The sequence below is a fragment of the Pseudobutyrivibrio xylanivorans DSM 14809 genome (assembly GCF_900141825.1).
Classification (GTDB): Bacteria; Bacillota; Clostridia; order Lachnospirales; family Lachnospiraceae; genus Pseudobutyrivibrio; species Pseudobutyrivibrio xylanivorans.
The window spans coordinates 26,537-42,215 of sequence record NZ_FQYQ01000014.1; the positions used below are offsets into that span (position 1 = coordinate 26,537).

Annotated in this window: 15 protein-coding genes, 1 tRNA gene and 1 other RNA gene; 1 reads left to right on the forward strand and 16 read right to left on the reverse strand. The window is 40.0% G+C overall.

Annotated features, from left to right (window positions below; translation table 11 throughout):
- Nucleotides 1-22: 22 nt before the first annotated feature.
- The 14 genes from BUA88_RS10435 to pgeF form a co-directional block, all read right to left on the reverse strand.
- Nucleotides 23-283 carry a hypothetical protein gene (locus BUA88_RS10435; protein WP_072917436.1) on the reverse strand — a complete coding sequence of 87 codons (261 nt, stop codon included), beginning with the start codon at nt 281-283 and terminating at the stop codon, nt 23-25.
- Between the two features lie 26 nt (nt 284-309).
- Nucleotides 310-846 carry a phosphatase PAP2 family protein gene (locus BUA88_RS10440; RefSeq protein ID WP_072917441.1) on the reverse strand — a complete coding sequence of 179 codons (537 nt, stop codon included), beginning with the start codon at nt 844-846 and terminating at the stop codon, nt 310-312.
- A gap of 6 nt (nt 847-852) precedes the next feature.
- Nucleotides 853-1,386, reverse strand: a complete 534-nt coding sequence (locus tag BUA88_RS10445; RefSeq protein WP_072917445.1) for a CarD family transcriptional regulator — start codon at nt 1,384-1,386, stop codon at nt 853-855.
- A 366-nt stretch (nt 1,387-1,752) separates the two neighbouring features.
- An RNA gene (gene rnpB / locus BUA88_RS10450) (RNase P RNA component class A) lies at nt 1,753-2,096 on the reverse strand.
- A gap of 22 nt (nt 2,097-2,118) precedes the next feature.
- Nucleotides 2,119-3,783, reverse strand: a complete 1,665-nt coding sequence (locus BUA88_RS10455) for a nucleoside kinase (RefSeq protein ID WP_072917449.1) — start codon at nt 3,781-3,783, stop codon at nt 2,119-2,121.
- A 14-nt stretch (nt 3,784-3,797) separates the two neighbouring features.
- The gene (locus BUA88_RS10460) at nt 3,798-4,505 is read right to left on the reverse strand and encodes a tRNA (adenine(22)-N(1))-methyltransferase (protein WP_072917452.1); all 708 of its coding nucleotides are present in this window, start codon (nt 4,503-4,505) and stop codon (nt 3,798-3,800) included.
- A 26-nt stretch (nt 4,506-4,531) separates the two neighbouring features.
- A complete protein-coding gene (gene rpoD, locus BUA88_RS10465) occupies nt 4,532-5,659 on the reverse strand; it encodes an RNA polymerase sigma factor RpoD (protein WP_072917647.1) in 1,128 nt (375 codons plus the stop codon).
- A gap of 285 nt (nt 5,660-5,944) precedes the next feature.
- Nucleotides 5,945-7,717: a DNA primase gene (gene dnaG / locus BUA88_RS10470; RefSeq protein ID WP_072917457.1), complete on the reverse strand. Its 1,773-nt coding sequence runs from the start codon at nt 7,715-7,717 to the stop codon at nt 5,945-5,947.
- A 30-nt stretch (nt 7,718-7,747) separates the two neighbouring features.
- Nucleotides 7,748-8,764, reverse strand: a complete 1,017-nt coding sequence (locus tag BUA88_RS10475) for a deoxyguanosinetriphosphate triphosphohydrolase (protein WP_072917461.1) — start codon at nt 8,762-8,764, stop codon at nt 7,748-7,750.
- A gap of 144 nt (nt 8,765-8,908) precedes the next feature.
- Nucleotides 8,909-8,992, reverse strand: a tRNA-Leu gene (locus BUA88_RS10480).
- Between the two features lie 610 nt (nt 8,993-9,602).
- Nucleotides 9,603-10,373, reverse strand: coding sequence for a class I SAM-dependent methyltransferase (locus tag BUA88_RS10485; protein WP_072917465.1), 771 nt, complete (start codon nt 10,371-10,373; stop codon nt 9,603-9,605).
- Between the two features lie 18 nt (nt 10,374-10,391).
- A complete protein-coding gene (locus BUA88_RS10490) occupies nt 10,392-11,276 on the reverse strand; it encodes an SPL family radical SAM protein (protein ID WP_072917469.1) in 885 nt (294 codons plus the stop codon).
- A gap of 15 nt (nt 11,277-11,291) precedes the next feature.
- Complete coding sequence (locus BUA88_RS10495) at nt 11,292-12,119, reverse strand: HAD family hydrolase (RefSeq protein ID WP_072917474.1); 828 nt, start codon at nt 12,117-12,119, stop codon at nt 11,292-11,294.
- 29 nt (nt 12,120-12,148) lie between these two features.
- Entirely contained in the window at nt 12,149-12,970 is an 822-nt protein-coding gene (gene pgeF / locus BUA88_RS10500; RefSeq protein WP_072917479.1) for a peptidoglycan editing factor PgeF, read from the reverse strand.
- A gap of 151 nt (nt 12,971-13,121) precedes the next feature.
- On the opposite strand from pgeF, the gene BUA88_RS10505 reads away from it, so the two are divergent.
- Nucleotides 13,122-13,880, forward strand: a complete 759-nt coding sequence (locus tag BUA88_RS10505; protein WP_072917652.1) for a Uma2 family endonuclease — start codon at nt 13,122-13,124, stop codon at nt 13,878-13,880.
- Between the two features lie 2 nt (nt 13,881-13,882).
- Here the strand turns inward: BUA88_RS10505 and BUA88_RS10510 are convergent, their stop codons facing one another.
- Both BUA88_RS10510 and BUA88_RS10515 read right to left on the reverse strand, forming a co-directional pair.
- Nucleotides 13,883-14,827 carry a M14 family metallopeptidase gene (locus BUA88_RS10510; protein WP_072917483.1) on the reverse strand — a complete coding sequence of 315 codons (945 nt, stop codon included), beginning with the start codon at nt 14,825-14,827 and terminating at the stop codon, nt 13,883-13,885.
- Between the two features lie 87 nt (nt 14,828-14,914).
- Nucleotides 14,915-15,661 carry a metallophosphoesterase gene (locus BUA88_RS10515; protein ID WP_072917487.1) on the reverse strand — a complete coding sequence of 249 codons (747 nt, stop codon included), beginning with the start codon at nt 15,659-15,661 and terminating at the stop codon, nt 14,915-14,917.
- Nucleotides 15,662-15,679 lie beyond the last annotated feature (18 nt).

Here is a 15,679-nt window from a genome sequence, read left to right on the forward strand (position 1 = left end):
GAGAAAAAGACCCGCCGATATGTTAATCATCCTCTGGAATGTCACGAAAATGTCCTGCGATGATGTCACATAAGCACCAAATAGCTCCTCCAACTGTTGATGCAATAAAAATCTTAATAATGTTTACCAAAAGCGTCACCGCAGTGAGAGTGCCGCTGGTAAAACTAATAATTAGCCAATAAACAGAGCGTACGAATAATAGATATCCGCCTATGTACAACCCTAAAACTGTGCCAAGAATGCTAAACAGCACAGCTAACGCCCTCTTTGCATTCTTCTTCATATATAATCTCCGTAAAATTGTATCTATTAAAATGGTAGCATAATGAGTCCAAAAACGCCACAAAAAAACCAAAAGCATATTATGCCAATGAGGATTGCCATAATTGCTCCTGCCACGACATCCTTGATAAAATGGACTCCTCCTACCACTCTGATAACTGCCAAACCAATGCCAAGTATCAGTAAAAATACACCTACGGGGATTGAAACCTGGAAAAATGTAATCGCAACCATGAAAATGGAAAAGACATGGCGACTAGGAAAGCTCTTTCCTTTTGTATCCTTGTGTAAAGCTGGAGTGAAATTATAAACCTCGTATGGACGAGGAGCGCTGGCCACTTTTCTAAATAAGCTTACCAGCACAAATGAAACTCCTGGTATTACAATACTTCTGTACAAAAGGGTAGCTCCTATCTTAGGAATAGAGATAGCTGCATAAATAAGCAGCCCAAGATAAAATAAAATCGTAATATAAGTAATGGCCTTGTCCAGCACATTTAGTACTGTAACAAGACCACTATTATTTTTTATTGAAGTTGATAATTCAGAATATGAAATCTTCATTTATTTTTATGCACCTACAAGTAAATTATTTGAAAAATGTATCTTTACGGCGTCTTCAAATAAATGCTGTGCATAAGGGATATCCTTTCCCATTGAAAAAGCCATTTCCTCATAAAGCTTACGACCTGCAACGCTTAAAATCTTCTCATCTAATGCCATGACCTTCTTGCCAGATTCGATACGCTGCCACTTTCTAATAAGAACAGTCTTTACCACGCGTGCCAATGACTCTGGTGTAAACTCAGCCATAACCTCTTTGAACTTCTCCTGAAGCATTCTGTCGTTTGGCTCATTGATACATTCGATATCATCAATATTATCAAGAATTTTGTTAAATGTAGTAACATCAGCTACCGGACGTAATCTAATAGTCGAACCAGTAATTGGAGTGAATACTTTTGCTCCAGCTTTGAATACAGGTGCCATGCAGTAGTAGGTCTTTTTTGAACCCTTGCCCATAAGCTCCATATCATCGATGTCCTCAATTTTACAAACACCACTTCCCTCATGAACTAAAAAATCGCCTACCTGATAATTCATTTTTCACCATCCTTCTAAAGCATAAACAACGTGTCCCTCCATAACTCTTTTCTCCCATTACTTAATGTAATTATAACACGATTTTAGTCTACAGGACACAGAAAATTCACATTCGTTAATAATTCACACGAAAACTTACGAAAATGTAGAATCTGTTGGTGATAATAAACTATAGTCAGACAATTCGCATGGTCAATATAAATCACATGCTCCCGCAGGCCATCTCCCATACTCGAGCAAGGGAACCTTCCCGCCCGGTGTAGGCCCCTCCCTTGCTCGGCATGGGGCCCTCCTGCTAGCGCCTACCTAGTTTACTTAGACCATGCTATTTATTAAGCACATTATCACAGCTTATACAAACGATAAAAAAAAGGCCCGACTGTGAGCCGGGTTATGTCTTTTAAAGTAGTCATCTATCTAGGACTGCTGTTGCCAACAGCCTCAAGCGTTCAACCTGGTGCTGGCGGGCCGCGTACGCACCGTTTAGAACTTGCTTCGGATGGGGTTTACATGGCTACCGCTGTTACCAGCGATACGGTGGTCTCTTACACCGCCTTTCCACCCTTACCCGCATAAGCGGGCGGTATATCTCTGTTGCACTATCCTTGGAGTTACCTCCACCGGCCGTTAGCCGGCATCCTTGCCCTGTGAAGCCCGGACTTTCCTCTCCCTGGCTATTACCACCAGGCAGCGACTACTCATCGGACCTTTATGAACTTTTTAGGTGTACTCTTATAGAATACATGAACCTCCAATAAACTCGCGAACCAGTGAATTGTTTGGAATTACATCTGGCGCCATTGGAAGGAAATAATCCAAAAGCTTGATAAGACGCTTTGCCTCAGCATACATAGGATGATTAGGCTCAATAGCGTAAAGCATCGGATCGACATACAATTTTAGCACAGCCATCTCATAAATTAAAGCTGTATTAAATATATAATCAGCCTTTTCCTGGAATGGGAAGATATTCTTCTCCTCTCCTCGGCGAACTGAGTCCCACATAGCAATAGTTTCTTCTGCTGATGTAGCTCTTGTTCTGGCGTCTCTGACAATACGACGAATCAATCTACCATCTGCTGTAGATAGTGGATTGTGCTCATCAATAGAAAGCTGGGTCAAGGCAGAAAGATAAATCTTATATTTAGATTCTGCTGGCAGCGATGAGCTCATTCTGTCATTAAGACCATGAATACCTTCGATAACAAGAATATCATTCTTGCCCAGCTGCATGTAATGGTCATTATACTCTCTTTTACCAATTTTGAAATTAAAATTTGGTAAAAGAACACGTTCTCCATTAAGGAGCTTTACCATGCACTCGTTGAAATAAGGAATATCAAGACCTTCAATTGCCTCAAAATCCTTCTCGCCATACTCATCGATAGGCATCTGATCTCTGTTTAAATAGAAATCATCCAGTGGAAGTGGATGTGGAACACAGCCCAATGCTCTAAGCTGAGCTGAAAGCTTGTGAGAAAATGTGGTCTTTCCTGATGATGAAGGACCTGCCATCATGACAAATTTTATATCCTTATTTGCTGCGATGTTGGCTGCTAATTCACCAATATTTCTCTCGAAAATTGCTTCCTGGGAAAGGACTAAATCCCTAATCTTTCCTTTGGCAATGACTTCATTTAATGCGCCTACTGTAGGCACACCCATTATCTGACCAAAGTCAGAAGCAGCCTGCTGAACGCAAAAAAGCTTCATAGGCTTTTTAAACTCAGCAACAACTCTTGTGTCGATGCCTGGAAGACTTCCATCTGGATACATAAGCATGAAGCCATTCTCGAATTTGATCAGGTCAAAATACTTAAGATATTTAGTAGACGGTACCATATAGCCATAGAAATAGTCTATACAGCCATCTAAATCATATACATTAATATTTGAGCTGGTTCGGTATTTTAAAAGCTGCTCCTTATCCTTCATATTGAAGCTGTGGAACATCTCCTTGGCCTGAGTAGTCTTGATGGAATACTTCTTAAGAGGTAAATCCTTCTCAACCAAATCAAGCATTACCTTTTTCAGCTCCTGCAAATCCTCTTCTGTAATCTCGCCAACGCCCTCCAAAGTACAGAAATCACCCTGTCCAAGAGAATGCTCGACTCTGAGATATGGATTTGCTGGCAATGGATAAACATCCATAAGAGCTCGCTGAAGAAGAAATACTACACTTCGTCTATAGGCTCTGCGTCCATCCTTATCAGCTGTTGTAAGAAACTGTAAATCTGCCACACCTGTAACAGCTTTGCTAAGCTCAGTAAGGCTTCCCTTGTACTTTGCGAGTACAATATCATCCTTGTACTCAGACTGATGCTTGGCTGCGATGTCTACTAATCGTGTGCCTTCCTCGTAAGTTTCTTCATTGCCGCCTATAATTACTTTCGCCATAGTTCCTTCCCCTCCTACAGTGAATTTTTGATTTGGGTTATTATTTCAAGCTTGGCTCTAAGCTCCTGACATCTTGCTAATGCAGCCTCGGAAGCGCCCCCTTGCTCAAGCTTGTTAATAATTGAGCTATATTCACTTTCATTTTTATCCAAAAACTTAATTAAAAGCTCTGGTGCCTTTTCTATGACCTTAGGTCCGTATTCAAGCTGGGCAGTGTTATAGGTCACACGTTTGCTCTCATCAGCCTCATAATGAAACTTAATAATAGGATATATCTTGTTTTCCTCACAGGTAAGGTCTTCATCATCAATAACAAAGCCCTGTTCCATAAGGAAGGTTCTAAGCTCTAAGTATTCTGACTGTGGCTCAATAATCATAAGCCTAGCAGATTTTGCAACAGCAATACCTGCACTGATTATCCTTTGAATGAGAGCGCCGCCCATGCCACAAATGCATATGACATCTGCCTCATCTGGTGATAGTTTTGCAAGTCCGTCAGACAATCTAAGGTCAGACTGGTCCAAGAAGCCTGCAGCCTGGATGTTTTCTGAGGCCTTACTAAGAGGCCCCTTGTTGACATCCATTGGAATCACCTTTTTTGCAACACCGTTTTCAAGAAGTGCGATGCTGAGATATCCATGGTCACAGCCTACATCTGCAACGGTGTCACAGGCAGGAATCATGTCATATACAATTTGTAATCTTGGTGACAATTTTATCATTTAATTGTGTACAATCCTTGTTATGTTTACTGATCAAGGTAATCCTTGAGCTTGCGGCTGCGGCTTGGGTGACGAAGCTTTCTAAGTGCCTTTGCTTCAATCTGACGGATACGCTCACGTGTAACGTTGAACTCCTTACCTACCTCTTCAAGTGTGCGAGCCTTGCCATCCTCAAGACCAAATCTGAGGATAAGTACGCGCTGCTCACGCTCTGTAAGTGTATCGAGAACCTCGTGAAGCTGTTCCTTTAAAAGTGTAAATGTAGCAGCTTCTGCTGGAACTGGTACGTTCTCGTCTGGAAGGAAGTCTCCAAGGTGGCTATCTTCCTCCTCACCGATTGGTGTCTCAAGAGAAACTGGCTCCTGAGAAATCTTAAGAATCTCATGTACTCTGTCTACAGTAATTCCCATTGCTGCAGCGATTTCCTCTGGAGTAGGTTCACGGCCGTACTCCTGGAGTAACTGTCTAGAAACTCTGATGAGTTTGTTGATAGTCTCAACCATATGTACAGGGATACGAATTGTACGGGCCTGATCTGCGATAGCACGTGTGATAGCCTGACGAATCCACCATGTAGCATATGTAGAGAACTTATATCCCTTGTGGTAATCGAACTTTTCTACAGCCTTCATAAGACCAAGGTTACCTTCCTGAATAAGATCAAGGAAAAGCATACCACGGCCAACGTAACGCTTAGCGATAGAAACTACAAGACGAAGGTTTGCCTCAGCAAGCTTATTCTTAGCCTCCTGATCACCTTCCTCCATACGCTGAGCAAGCTCAACCTCTTCCTCTGCAGAAAGAAGTGGTACTTTACCGATTTCCTTAAGGTACATACGTACAGGATCCTCAATGCTGACAGAATCAGGCACTGACATGTCGATGTCTTCTAAATCCTCATCATCACTTGCAAGTAAAAGTGCATCTGAAGGGCCAGATGAGAAGTTTACATCGATACCCTTCTTATCAAGGTAAGTAAGGATGCGCTCCATCTGCTTTGCATCAATCTTATAGTCCTTTAAGAACTCTGAAATCTCGTAATCTTCAAGGATATTCTTTTGAGACTTAGCAATTTTGATAAGCTCAGTAACCTTTGAATCAAGCTCATCACTACCGAATGAATCGATGTCATCATCCTCATCTTCATCATCCATATCCATAGATGTCTTTGCACCTACTGATGCAAGGAATTCATCTACATCATCATCCTCTGTCTCATCGATGTTGTCGAAATCATGCTCATCGAACTCAAGGTCCTCAGCTGAAATTTCTTCGAGATCGCCAAAATCAACGTCTTTATCATCGGATTCAGCATCCTCGATATCGTCTACGTCCTCAGCATCTGCTTCTGCTTCAGCTAAAAATGCTTCTGCAGCAGCATTTAAATCTCCGTTTTCGATTAACTCATCTACTTTCTTCTTTGCCATTTTTGTTCCTTTCTAAAGTGAAATGTCTAAACGCTCAAGGCGTTGTAGTGTCTTCTTCCCCTCCACAAGGCTTTTTAAATCGGCTCCATTTTTCTGGGCCAGCTCAAGGGAGTTCTTCTTTATTCTAAGCAGAGTCTCTTTAAGAGCCTTGCTAAGATCACTGTTATCGGTAAGCTCTCCAACTGTGGTATTGAACAGGGCCGCGACTGTTTTGCGCTCCTCATCCTCCATGAACAAATCAACGATTCTCGCTGTATCCACTGGATTTCCTTCATCACAGTATTTGAAAACTTCTTCTGCTACCGTCCGGTATACCCCGGCTTCGAAATCCTCTGGATTCACATAAAGCGAAATCTTCGGATAAACATCTGGGGTCTCAACCAGCCATGTAAGCAGTAGCCTTTGGGACATTTTCATGCCATCATCCTTAGGCTTTAATGACTTTTTCTGGTAGTCATCACCTGAGCCCAACTCTCTTCTGGCTGTAATGCCAGACTGACCAAGCTCCAATATATATTTAGCCAACGCATCCTTAGGGATGTTGAATTTGGCTGCTACAGACTCTGTGTAGTTTTCCCGCTCAAGCTGAGTAGGAAACTCCATAACAATCATTCGGGCCGCTTCCTTTTGGAAGTCTGACTTCTTTTCAGGATCAGTCATGTCGTAATTATTCTGAAGCATGCGAACCTGATACATAAAGCTGTTCTCGGCGTTTTGAATGCGCTTTTCATATTCCTCAGCTCCAAGATTCTTGATGAACTCATCAGGATCTTTGTAAGGACTCATGTTGATGATTCGACATGAAATACCGGCATTTTTAAGGATTGGTATTGCTCGAAGAGCTGCCTTCTGACCTGCACCATCTGAATCGTAGCTAAGGTAAACATCCTTAACATATCTTTTAAGCATGCCTGCATGACCTTCTGTAAGGGCTGTACCAAGTGATGCAACCGCATTATCAAAGCCAGCCTGATGCAAGGATATGACATCCATGTAGCCTTCGCACAGTATAAACTGTTCACGTCTGGTCTTTCTGGCGAAATATAATCCAAACAGAGTCTTTGATTTGTTGAAAATCTCCGTTTCTGGAGAATTCAAATATTTAGGCTCTCCGTCTCCCATTACTCGACCACCAAAGGCAACAACCTTTCCATTTGCATCGAATATAGGAAACATAGCTCGATTCCAGAATTTGTCATGACCGCCACGTTTCTCATCGATAGTGACAAGACCACAATCCTTTAAAATGTTGTCATCATAGCCCTTTTCCCTGAGATATTTATAAAGGGAATCGGAATACTTGCTAGTGCAACCCAAACCGAACTTATGCATGGTGTCTGGTGTTAATTCACGTTTTGTAAAATATTCCATGGCCTGCTTTCCAGCATCGGAGCGAAGCATCTTGTAATAGTAGGCCGCCGCATCCTTATTTATTTCAAATAAGCGGCTGCGTCTGTCGGCACGCTGTCGTTCCTGTGCTGTAAGCTCTCTTTGCGGTAGGGTAACGCCGCACCTAGGTGCAAGCTCTTCCACAGCTTCCTTGAAGGTCATATTTTCATAATCCATCAAAAAGCTGAATACATTTCCGCCCTTTCCACAACCGAAGCAATAATACATCTGCTTCTGTGGACTTACAGAAAATGAACCTGTTTTTTCATTATGAAAGGGACACAAGCCAAAATACTGGCTACCCTTTTTTTGTAAGTTAACATATTGCGAGATTACATCAACGATGTTGGTGCGATTGCGCACCTCCTCGACAACTTCCTCTGGATAAATTGCCATTATTCTTCCTAACTTACTAAATTTATTAAATTAAAATCCATCGACAATCCATGCCTTTGGCATAAAGTATTCGTTGAATTTTGTAATGCAATACTGATCTGTCATTCCTGAAATGTAATCACAGATAATGCGCTCCTGAGATTCTCCATCATCCTCCATAGCACGGTATCTATCAGGCAGTTCATCAAAGTGAACCTGATAATACTCGAAAAGCTCGCGAATCATACGCTTTGCCTTTACCTCTTCTACCTTTGCAATAGAGTCCTTATAAACATTTGCAAACATGAAATCTCTCAGTTCTTTCATAGCCTCAGCGATTTCAGGTGACATTTTAATCTCTGGGCTGTTCTGACTGCTGATAATAACGTCGTGGATAAGAGTATCCAAACGAACCGCAGAAGTCATACCAAGTGTTTTTCTTACGCTCATAGGAATTGATTCCTCGGTAAGAATCTGTGCGCGGATTGCATCATCCACATCACTGTTTACATAGGCAATCTTATCGGAAAGGCGCACAATCTGCCCTTCTGGAGTGGCTGGGTGACCTTCTGTCTGGTGATTTCGGATGCCATCACGAACCTCCCAGGTGAGATTCAAGCCCTGACCGCCCTTTTCCAGCTTTTCAACTATACGGACGCTTTGTTCTGAGTGCACAAACCCAGTGGAGCACATAGCATTAAGCTGCGCCTCACCTGCATGTCCAAATGGGGTGTGACCCAAATCGTGCCCTAAAGCAATTGCCTCTACCAAATCCTCGTTAAGTCTCAAAGCCTTTGCAATGGTTCTGGCATTCTGTGAAACTTCCAATGTGTGAGATAATCTGGTTCTGTAATGATCTCCTTGCGGAGTGAGAAAAACTTGAGTCTTGTTCTTCAGTCGGCGAAATGCCTTGCTGTGAAGAATTCTGTCTCGATCCCTCTGAAATAGAGGACGGATATCACATTGTGGCTCGTCCTTTTCACGACCACGTGAATTTTCATTGAGTGTGGCATAAGGGCTTAAAGTCTCCCTTTCCATCTGCTCAATCATTTCTCGAATTGTGCCCATTTTAGCCTCCCAATCATGTAAAAACACACTTCTAAAAAACATATTACTCAAAAAAAAAGGATATCCTTTTTTATTTGAAAGAAATATTAATAGTTCCATCTTCTGCAAAAAAATACCTCTCAGGAAACCTGAGAGGTATTTTTATGCAGAAGATGGGACTTGAACCCACACGATATTGCTACCACAGGCACCTGAAGCCTGCGCGTCTGCCAATTCCGCCACTTCTGCGAACATCTAGTATTCTAAGGAATTATAGGTATGAAGTCAAGGAAATTGTTGCATTTATTGGAAGGAACTTAACTCGCCTTTTTTGCAATCGTTAATTTTCACAAAACATCCTCTCGAACATTGAGCTATCTGACAATTATCTTGTATACACTATTTTTATCTTGCAATTCAAGGAGTGCGCGTTATAATAATAAGTACAAAAAGATGTTATAGAAAAAAAGAGAAAGGGAGGTACGGTCCACCAAAACATTAATTAGTTATTGAAATGGTTTTATTAAAATCTAGTGATTGGAGGTATGGTCCACCAGAGGATTAATGTTAAAACCAAAGTTATTTGTTAAAATCTAGAGAATGGGGGGACAGTCCACCAGAGGTTTAAATTTTAACACACGCGACAATTTCATTATGAGGTCCATCAATGATTAAAAGTTTTCAAATGGACAGCAACAATGAAAAATAAAGCTGAATGAGAGGTACAGTCCATTGGGATCGAATTTCAGGGGCGGCATCAGCTAGGAATCAAGAGATTTCGAGTTGGTGTCGCCCGTTTTTTGTGCTCAAAAAAATCTAGGCAGAGCGAATTGCCCTGCCTATTATTATTCTTCCATTATTACTTCTTTTTAGCAACGATAAGATATCTATGGATTGTTCCTTCTAAAACTCCATTTTTATCTATTGTTTCCTGCATCTCTAAAAGCTTGTCAAAACATTTATCTACAGAGAATCCTGGGAACTCCCATTCAATGATATGAGCAAACCAAACAAAGGCTCCTATATCGTAAAAGCGAATTGGTCGATATGCTTCCTCAGCTCTGATGATTTCAAATCCAGCCTTCTCAAATTTCTCCTTCTGGACAGATAATTTAAGCTCAGGAAATGGTGCTTCTACTTCTGGTAAAACCATCTCTGCCAGGTCTCTGTCATTATCTGCACCAACCTGCTCTGTGATAAATAATCCGTTTTGCTTAAGGATTCTGTGTGTCTCCTCAGGATCAAAATCACCATGTCGGTTGATAACTAAATCAAAAGAATCATCCTCAAATGGAATGTTTGCAGCATCATCACATGCCCTGAAATCAATGCCAAGAGGTAAAAGTATTTCCTTGCAAAGTTCCACATTTGGTGGGAATCCTTCTGTAGCTGCTGTATTTTCATATGGATGCTTAAGAGATAATAAAAACTCACCACCACCTGTGTCAAAATCTAACATCTTTTTGTCATCGGTGCGATACTCAGCAATTATTCTTTCATAATCCCAAGGGAGGTCTTCCTCCTCTTCATAACGTCCGTGAATATGAGAAAAATCCCATCCATGGATATGTGCTATTTTCTCCTCAGCTTCCCATTCTTTTCTTAATTCATTTATTCTTTCTGTGTTCATATTCTGCTCCTTATATATTTAGTAATTAATATCAAATATAGAAATCTGTGAATATCTTTCTGGCAAATCATTTAGATACTGAAAAATATCATTTGGATTGAACATAATATTATGTTCTTTGCAAAAGGTTTTAAAGTACTTGCTCAGGGCCTTAGCGTTAGGACTTGGCAATTCGTATGCATTTCCATAGGTTTTAATATATCTATCTTTTAAACCTGGGAAATGCTTATCGAGTGCATCATAGTAATATTCCCTGTCACCTTCTCTAAGTGTAAGTCCCATCCCAAAATCTAAAATTCCCTTTACTCCAACTCGAGCACATTCCTGTAAGATAGCTGAGATATTTTCTTCAGTATCATTTATGAATGGCAATATAGGAGTTAGCCACACAACTGAGGGAATTCCTCGCTGCTGCATTTCCTCCAGCACTTCTATTCTGCGCTTTGTGTTGCAGACATTTGGCTCGAGAATTTTACAAAGGGAATCATCATAGGTAGTGAGGGTCATCTGAACTACACACTTCGCCGTTTGATTTATTTCATCTAATAAATCTATATCTCTTAGAATTAGGTCAGACTTAGTGATTAGTGTTACTCCGAATTCGTATTTACGAATTATTTCGAGACATCGTTTTGTCAGCTCCAATTCTTTCTCACAGTGCATATATGGGTCTGACATGGAGCCTGTGCCTATCATGCACTTTTGTCTTTTTGATTTTAAAGCTTTTTCTAAAAGCTCCGGAGCATTTTGTTTCACCTCTATATCTTCAAAAGGATGAGTAAACTGATAGCACTTGCTTCTACTATCGCAGTATATACAACCATGCGAACAGCCACGGTAAATATTCATACCGCAGTGACCACCACTATTTGTTAATATTCCTTTTGCATCCACAAAGTGCATAGTTACCTCCCCGATTTATATCAGTCCCAAATATTCAAAGGCTTTGTACAATCCATCTTTATCAACATCATCTGTAATATAGTCTGCAGCTTCTTTGCATTCATCGCCACCTGAGCCCATAGCTACGGAATAACCACAAGCTTTAAACATAGGAATATCTACCTTAGCATCACCAAAGGCTATGGTATCTTCTTTTGATACACCAAGAAGCTCCAATAATACATCTACTGCATGCTTTTTAGATATTCCTTTTACACCTAAATCTCCAAAAAGGGCTTTCTCACCTGCTCCGCCCCAAGTGCCTGCTGTTAAATCTGGGAATTCCTTAACTGAATCTATATGATCTTGATAACTATTTAGAACAAAAGACACTTTATTTACATCCCCGCGATACAACTCTCCATCAAAAATCATATCTGGGAAAATCTGACGAACAGTTATGTTAGTATCTCTACCTTTACGTGATGAATACTCCTGTAAAATTGGCAGGGAATTTTCTTCAAAATGCTCACTACCAAATAGTCCATTATTACTTTCAAGATAAAAATCAAGATTTCGTGAATGACACCAGTCAACAATATGTTTACACTGCTCCGCTGTTATCAACTGATGCATAACTACTGTGTTTCCATCTTTGACATAGGAACCATTTCCACCAATCATTCCATCTAAGCCAATCTCCCAAATATTCTGATATACCTTTGCCTCACTTCTTCCTGTGCAAATATAAACCTTATGCCCATTCTCTCGGGCTTTCCTAATAGCTGAAACAGCACTATCTGGTAAATTATTTTCATAATCAACCAAAGTGCCATCAACATCTATAAAAATTACTTTTTTCATAATTAATATTCTCCTAAAAATTATTAAAGTTACAACGAAATAAAAGCAGCTTGTCCTCCACGGTTTGTTCCCATCACTCTGTGTGAAAAGAATAAATCTGGATGACATCTGGTGCAATAATCGGTAACTTCTATGTGCTCCTCTATAACACCTGCCTCTAAAAGTGCGATTTTGCAAGCTACCCATAAATCAAGCATGTATTTATTATTATCTGTTGGATTAAATAAAGACTTACTAAGAATTTGTGGCTTGTGAGCTTCTCCAAATGCACCAACAATTGCCTCTGCCACATCAGCACTAACTTCATAGCAGTTTTTGCATATGCTTGGTCCAATTCCGCACAAGATGTCCTCTGGCTTTGAGCCAAAAGCTTCTGTCATTTTTTCTACAGTGACTTTGCCGATTTTTCCAACGGTTCCTTTCCAGCCAGAATGTGACAGACCAACTACCTGCTTTACAGGGTCATAGAAAAACAGTGGCACGCAATCAGCATGGGCTGTGACTAGTGGCATATCCTTGACATTTGTGACAACTCCATCCACATCCTTATATGGAATAGGCTTTGTAATTCCATTGCCTGCATCCTTTTCATCTACCACAATTACATTTGCTGTATGAGTCTGCATTGAAAAACACATGCGATCATAATTCATATCAATTGCTTTGCACATTATCTTATAATTCTCATGTATATTATCAACATTATCTTCACTGTTAGTGTGCAGGTTAAGGGATTTAAAAACGCCCTTGCTTACACCTCCTAGCCTAGTAGAAAATGCATGTTTAACTCCAGCATTTTTAAGTGAATTAAATGTCATATAAGTGACACCATTTTTTTCTTCTTTATTCATAGCATTTCTCCATTTTTCATTTACTCTCTTATATCTTACATATTTCGATTTTACACTAATGACTTATATTGTATATGATTATACGATTTATTGACATAGCAAAATTCAGATGGTAAAATCAAGAAAGAAATGGAAAGGCGTTTGGAAATATATGGAAATTTTAGAATTAAAAAAATTAAAGGAAGAAAAACAAATTACAAATGAAAAGCTTTCCGAGCTTTCAGGCGTCTCATATAGTACTATTACTAAGATTTTCAGCGGTGCCACAAAACGACCTCGTGCAGATAAACTATTGGCCATCGAAAATGCCATTAGGGATTTTATAAATGATGAATCCGGTGCATTGGATTTAAGTGTCTTTGCAAAGAAAAAATATAATACTGTAGAAGATTGGCTAAACCTTCCCGATGATAGAAGGGCTGAGCTTATTGATGGTGTTTTCTATGATATGGCTGAGCCAACTATTTGGCACCAGCGTGTAGCAGGTCTTGTCTATTTTGAAGCCATTAAATATGTCAGAGAAAAAGGCGGAAATTGCCTGCCTCTAATCTCGCCAGTTGGAGTCCAGCTAGACAAGGATGACAAAACTGTTGTGGAGCCAGATGTAGTTATAGTCTGTGACCCTGATAAAGTAAAAGACAGGGTTATTTATGGTGCACCAGACTGGGTTCTTGAGGTGGTCTCTCCTAGTTCAAAGACCAAAGACTACATAGTTAAGCTTGGAAAATATCAGAATGCAGGTGTTAGGGAATATTGGATTATCGACAGAAAACAAGAGCGAGTAACTGTGTACTCGCACCTTGATGATTCTGAAAATATGGAAGTTAAAATCTATGGCTTTTCTGAGCCAGTTCCAGTTGGAATCTACGATGATTTAATACTGGATTTATCTGAAATACAGAGATATTAATATCAATTAGTTAACGAAGACGTTGCAGCCACAATTGGCCAAACTGGCAAATTCTTTGCATAGATTCCGCTGAATTGAGATATTGGAACTGGATTTGCTGTGCCAATTTCTATTGTTACACTAGGTGCCATTTCCACTGTTCCAAAGTAATCTGCAAAGCTTCCAATTGCATTTCCACAATACTCTCTTCTGTATCCATTTATGGCATGAACTAAGTCTGCCATTTTCTTACAGCCTTCTGCCACTTCAGGCGTATTAGTACTGGCACCATAATAAATAATATTTCCCATAGAATGATAATTGATTCCAGCGCAAAAGTCATTCTCATTTAATAATATTGCCATGGCCTGGGTCTCCAGCTCAGAAAGTGGTGATACTCCTGGGTAATAAGCTAACCCAGGTACGCTAGCAACTCTTGGTCCATCTCCGAATCCCAGCGGGAAATTCCTATTTAAATCTACTCCATTTGCATTTGCTTTTATTGATTTCGTTCCATTTTGGCATATAGTAACTCCATCTGGATTTACCATTGGAAGAATGTAAAAACAAGTATTAGCAAAGCATTGTCTATAAGTAATTCCGTCTGAATTTGGAACATCATAATTCAAAACATACTCTTCCAGCATCCTCATAACAAGCTGTGACGACATATACTCTCTGGCGTGAATCGATGCGGTAATTAGAATCTTGTTTTCTGCCTGAAAATCGCCAAATTTAATAAGCCATACATTTCGGCCCTGGGAAGTGATGGCTCTGGACTCATAGCTCATTATATCTTCATGGCCTAAGGTAAGAAGTACCATGTCTTCACATAAAGACTCATAGGAATAAAGCTGCTGTGACACATCAACGATAATAAAATCAGTTGCATAACAATTACCAGCAGAACAGAAAAACATCAGAATGATAACTATTGAACTAACTACGAAATTACGGAAATACCTCATGGTTCTATTCTAAAATGCAAATGTGATAGAACCATCAAAAATTCTGTAAATCAATGTGAAATCGCATATATAGACTAGCTGTATGGGCTAGTCCAAAACCTTAAGTGGTTTCCATCTCAAAGCATCACCGGACACAAGTGAATATCTGATTCTTCTTTTCTTTCCCGTGATGCTGTCGTGGAATCTGGTTTCGCCATGACAATGTCCATAAATCACCTGCGATACACCATACTGCTCAGCAAGCTTCGTGAAGATGCTGTTTGTCTGTATAATGTTGGTAGGTGGATAATGTAAAAACATAATGAATTTCTTATATCCATCAGCCTTTGCTGCCTCGAAAGAAGCCACTAATCTTTCTGACTCTCTCTTAACTAGCTTCTCAGCATGCTCAGCTTCCTTTTCATCCCAGCCCTGAATATTTCCATAGCTATCCACATAAAATGGTCCTTCAAAGGTGTAGCCCTTTGTGCCCACCAAAGCATAATCTTCATAAGTGAAATAATTGTTCTGCAAAAATTCCAGTCTGCCCTTAAACATTTCATTTAACTGATTAGTTTTCTTGGCATCCCAAAACATGTCGTGATTTCCGCGAAGTAAAATTTTTCTTCCAGGAAGATTCTCGATATATTCTAAATCCATCTGACATTCCTCAAGATTTTTGCCCCAGCTGTGATCACCTACAAGTACAAGGGTGTCATCTGGTTTCATTGCCTTAAGGCAGTTTTCTTGGAAAATCACCTCGTGATTCTGCCATATCTTATCTTCAATTTGATTTCTGGCTTTCAGTTCTGACTGAAAATGTAAATGTAAATCTCCGATAGCAAACAAGCTCATGACTATCTCTCCGTATAT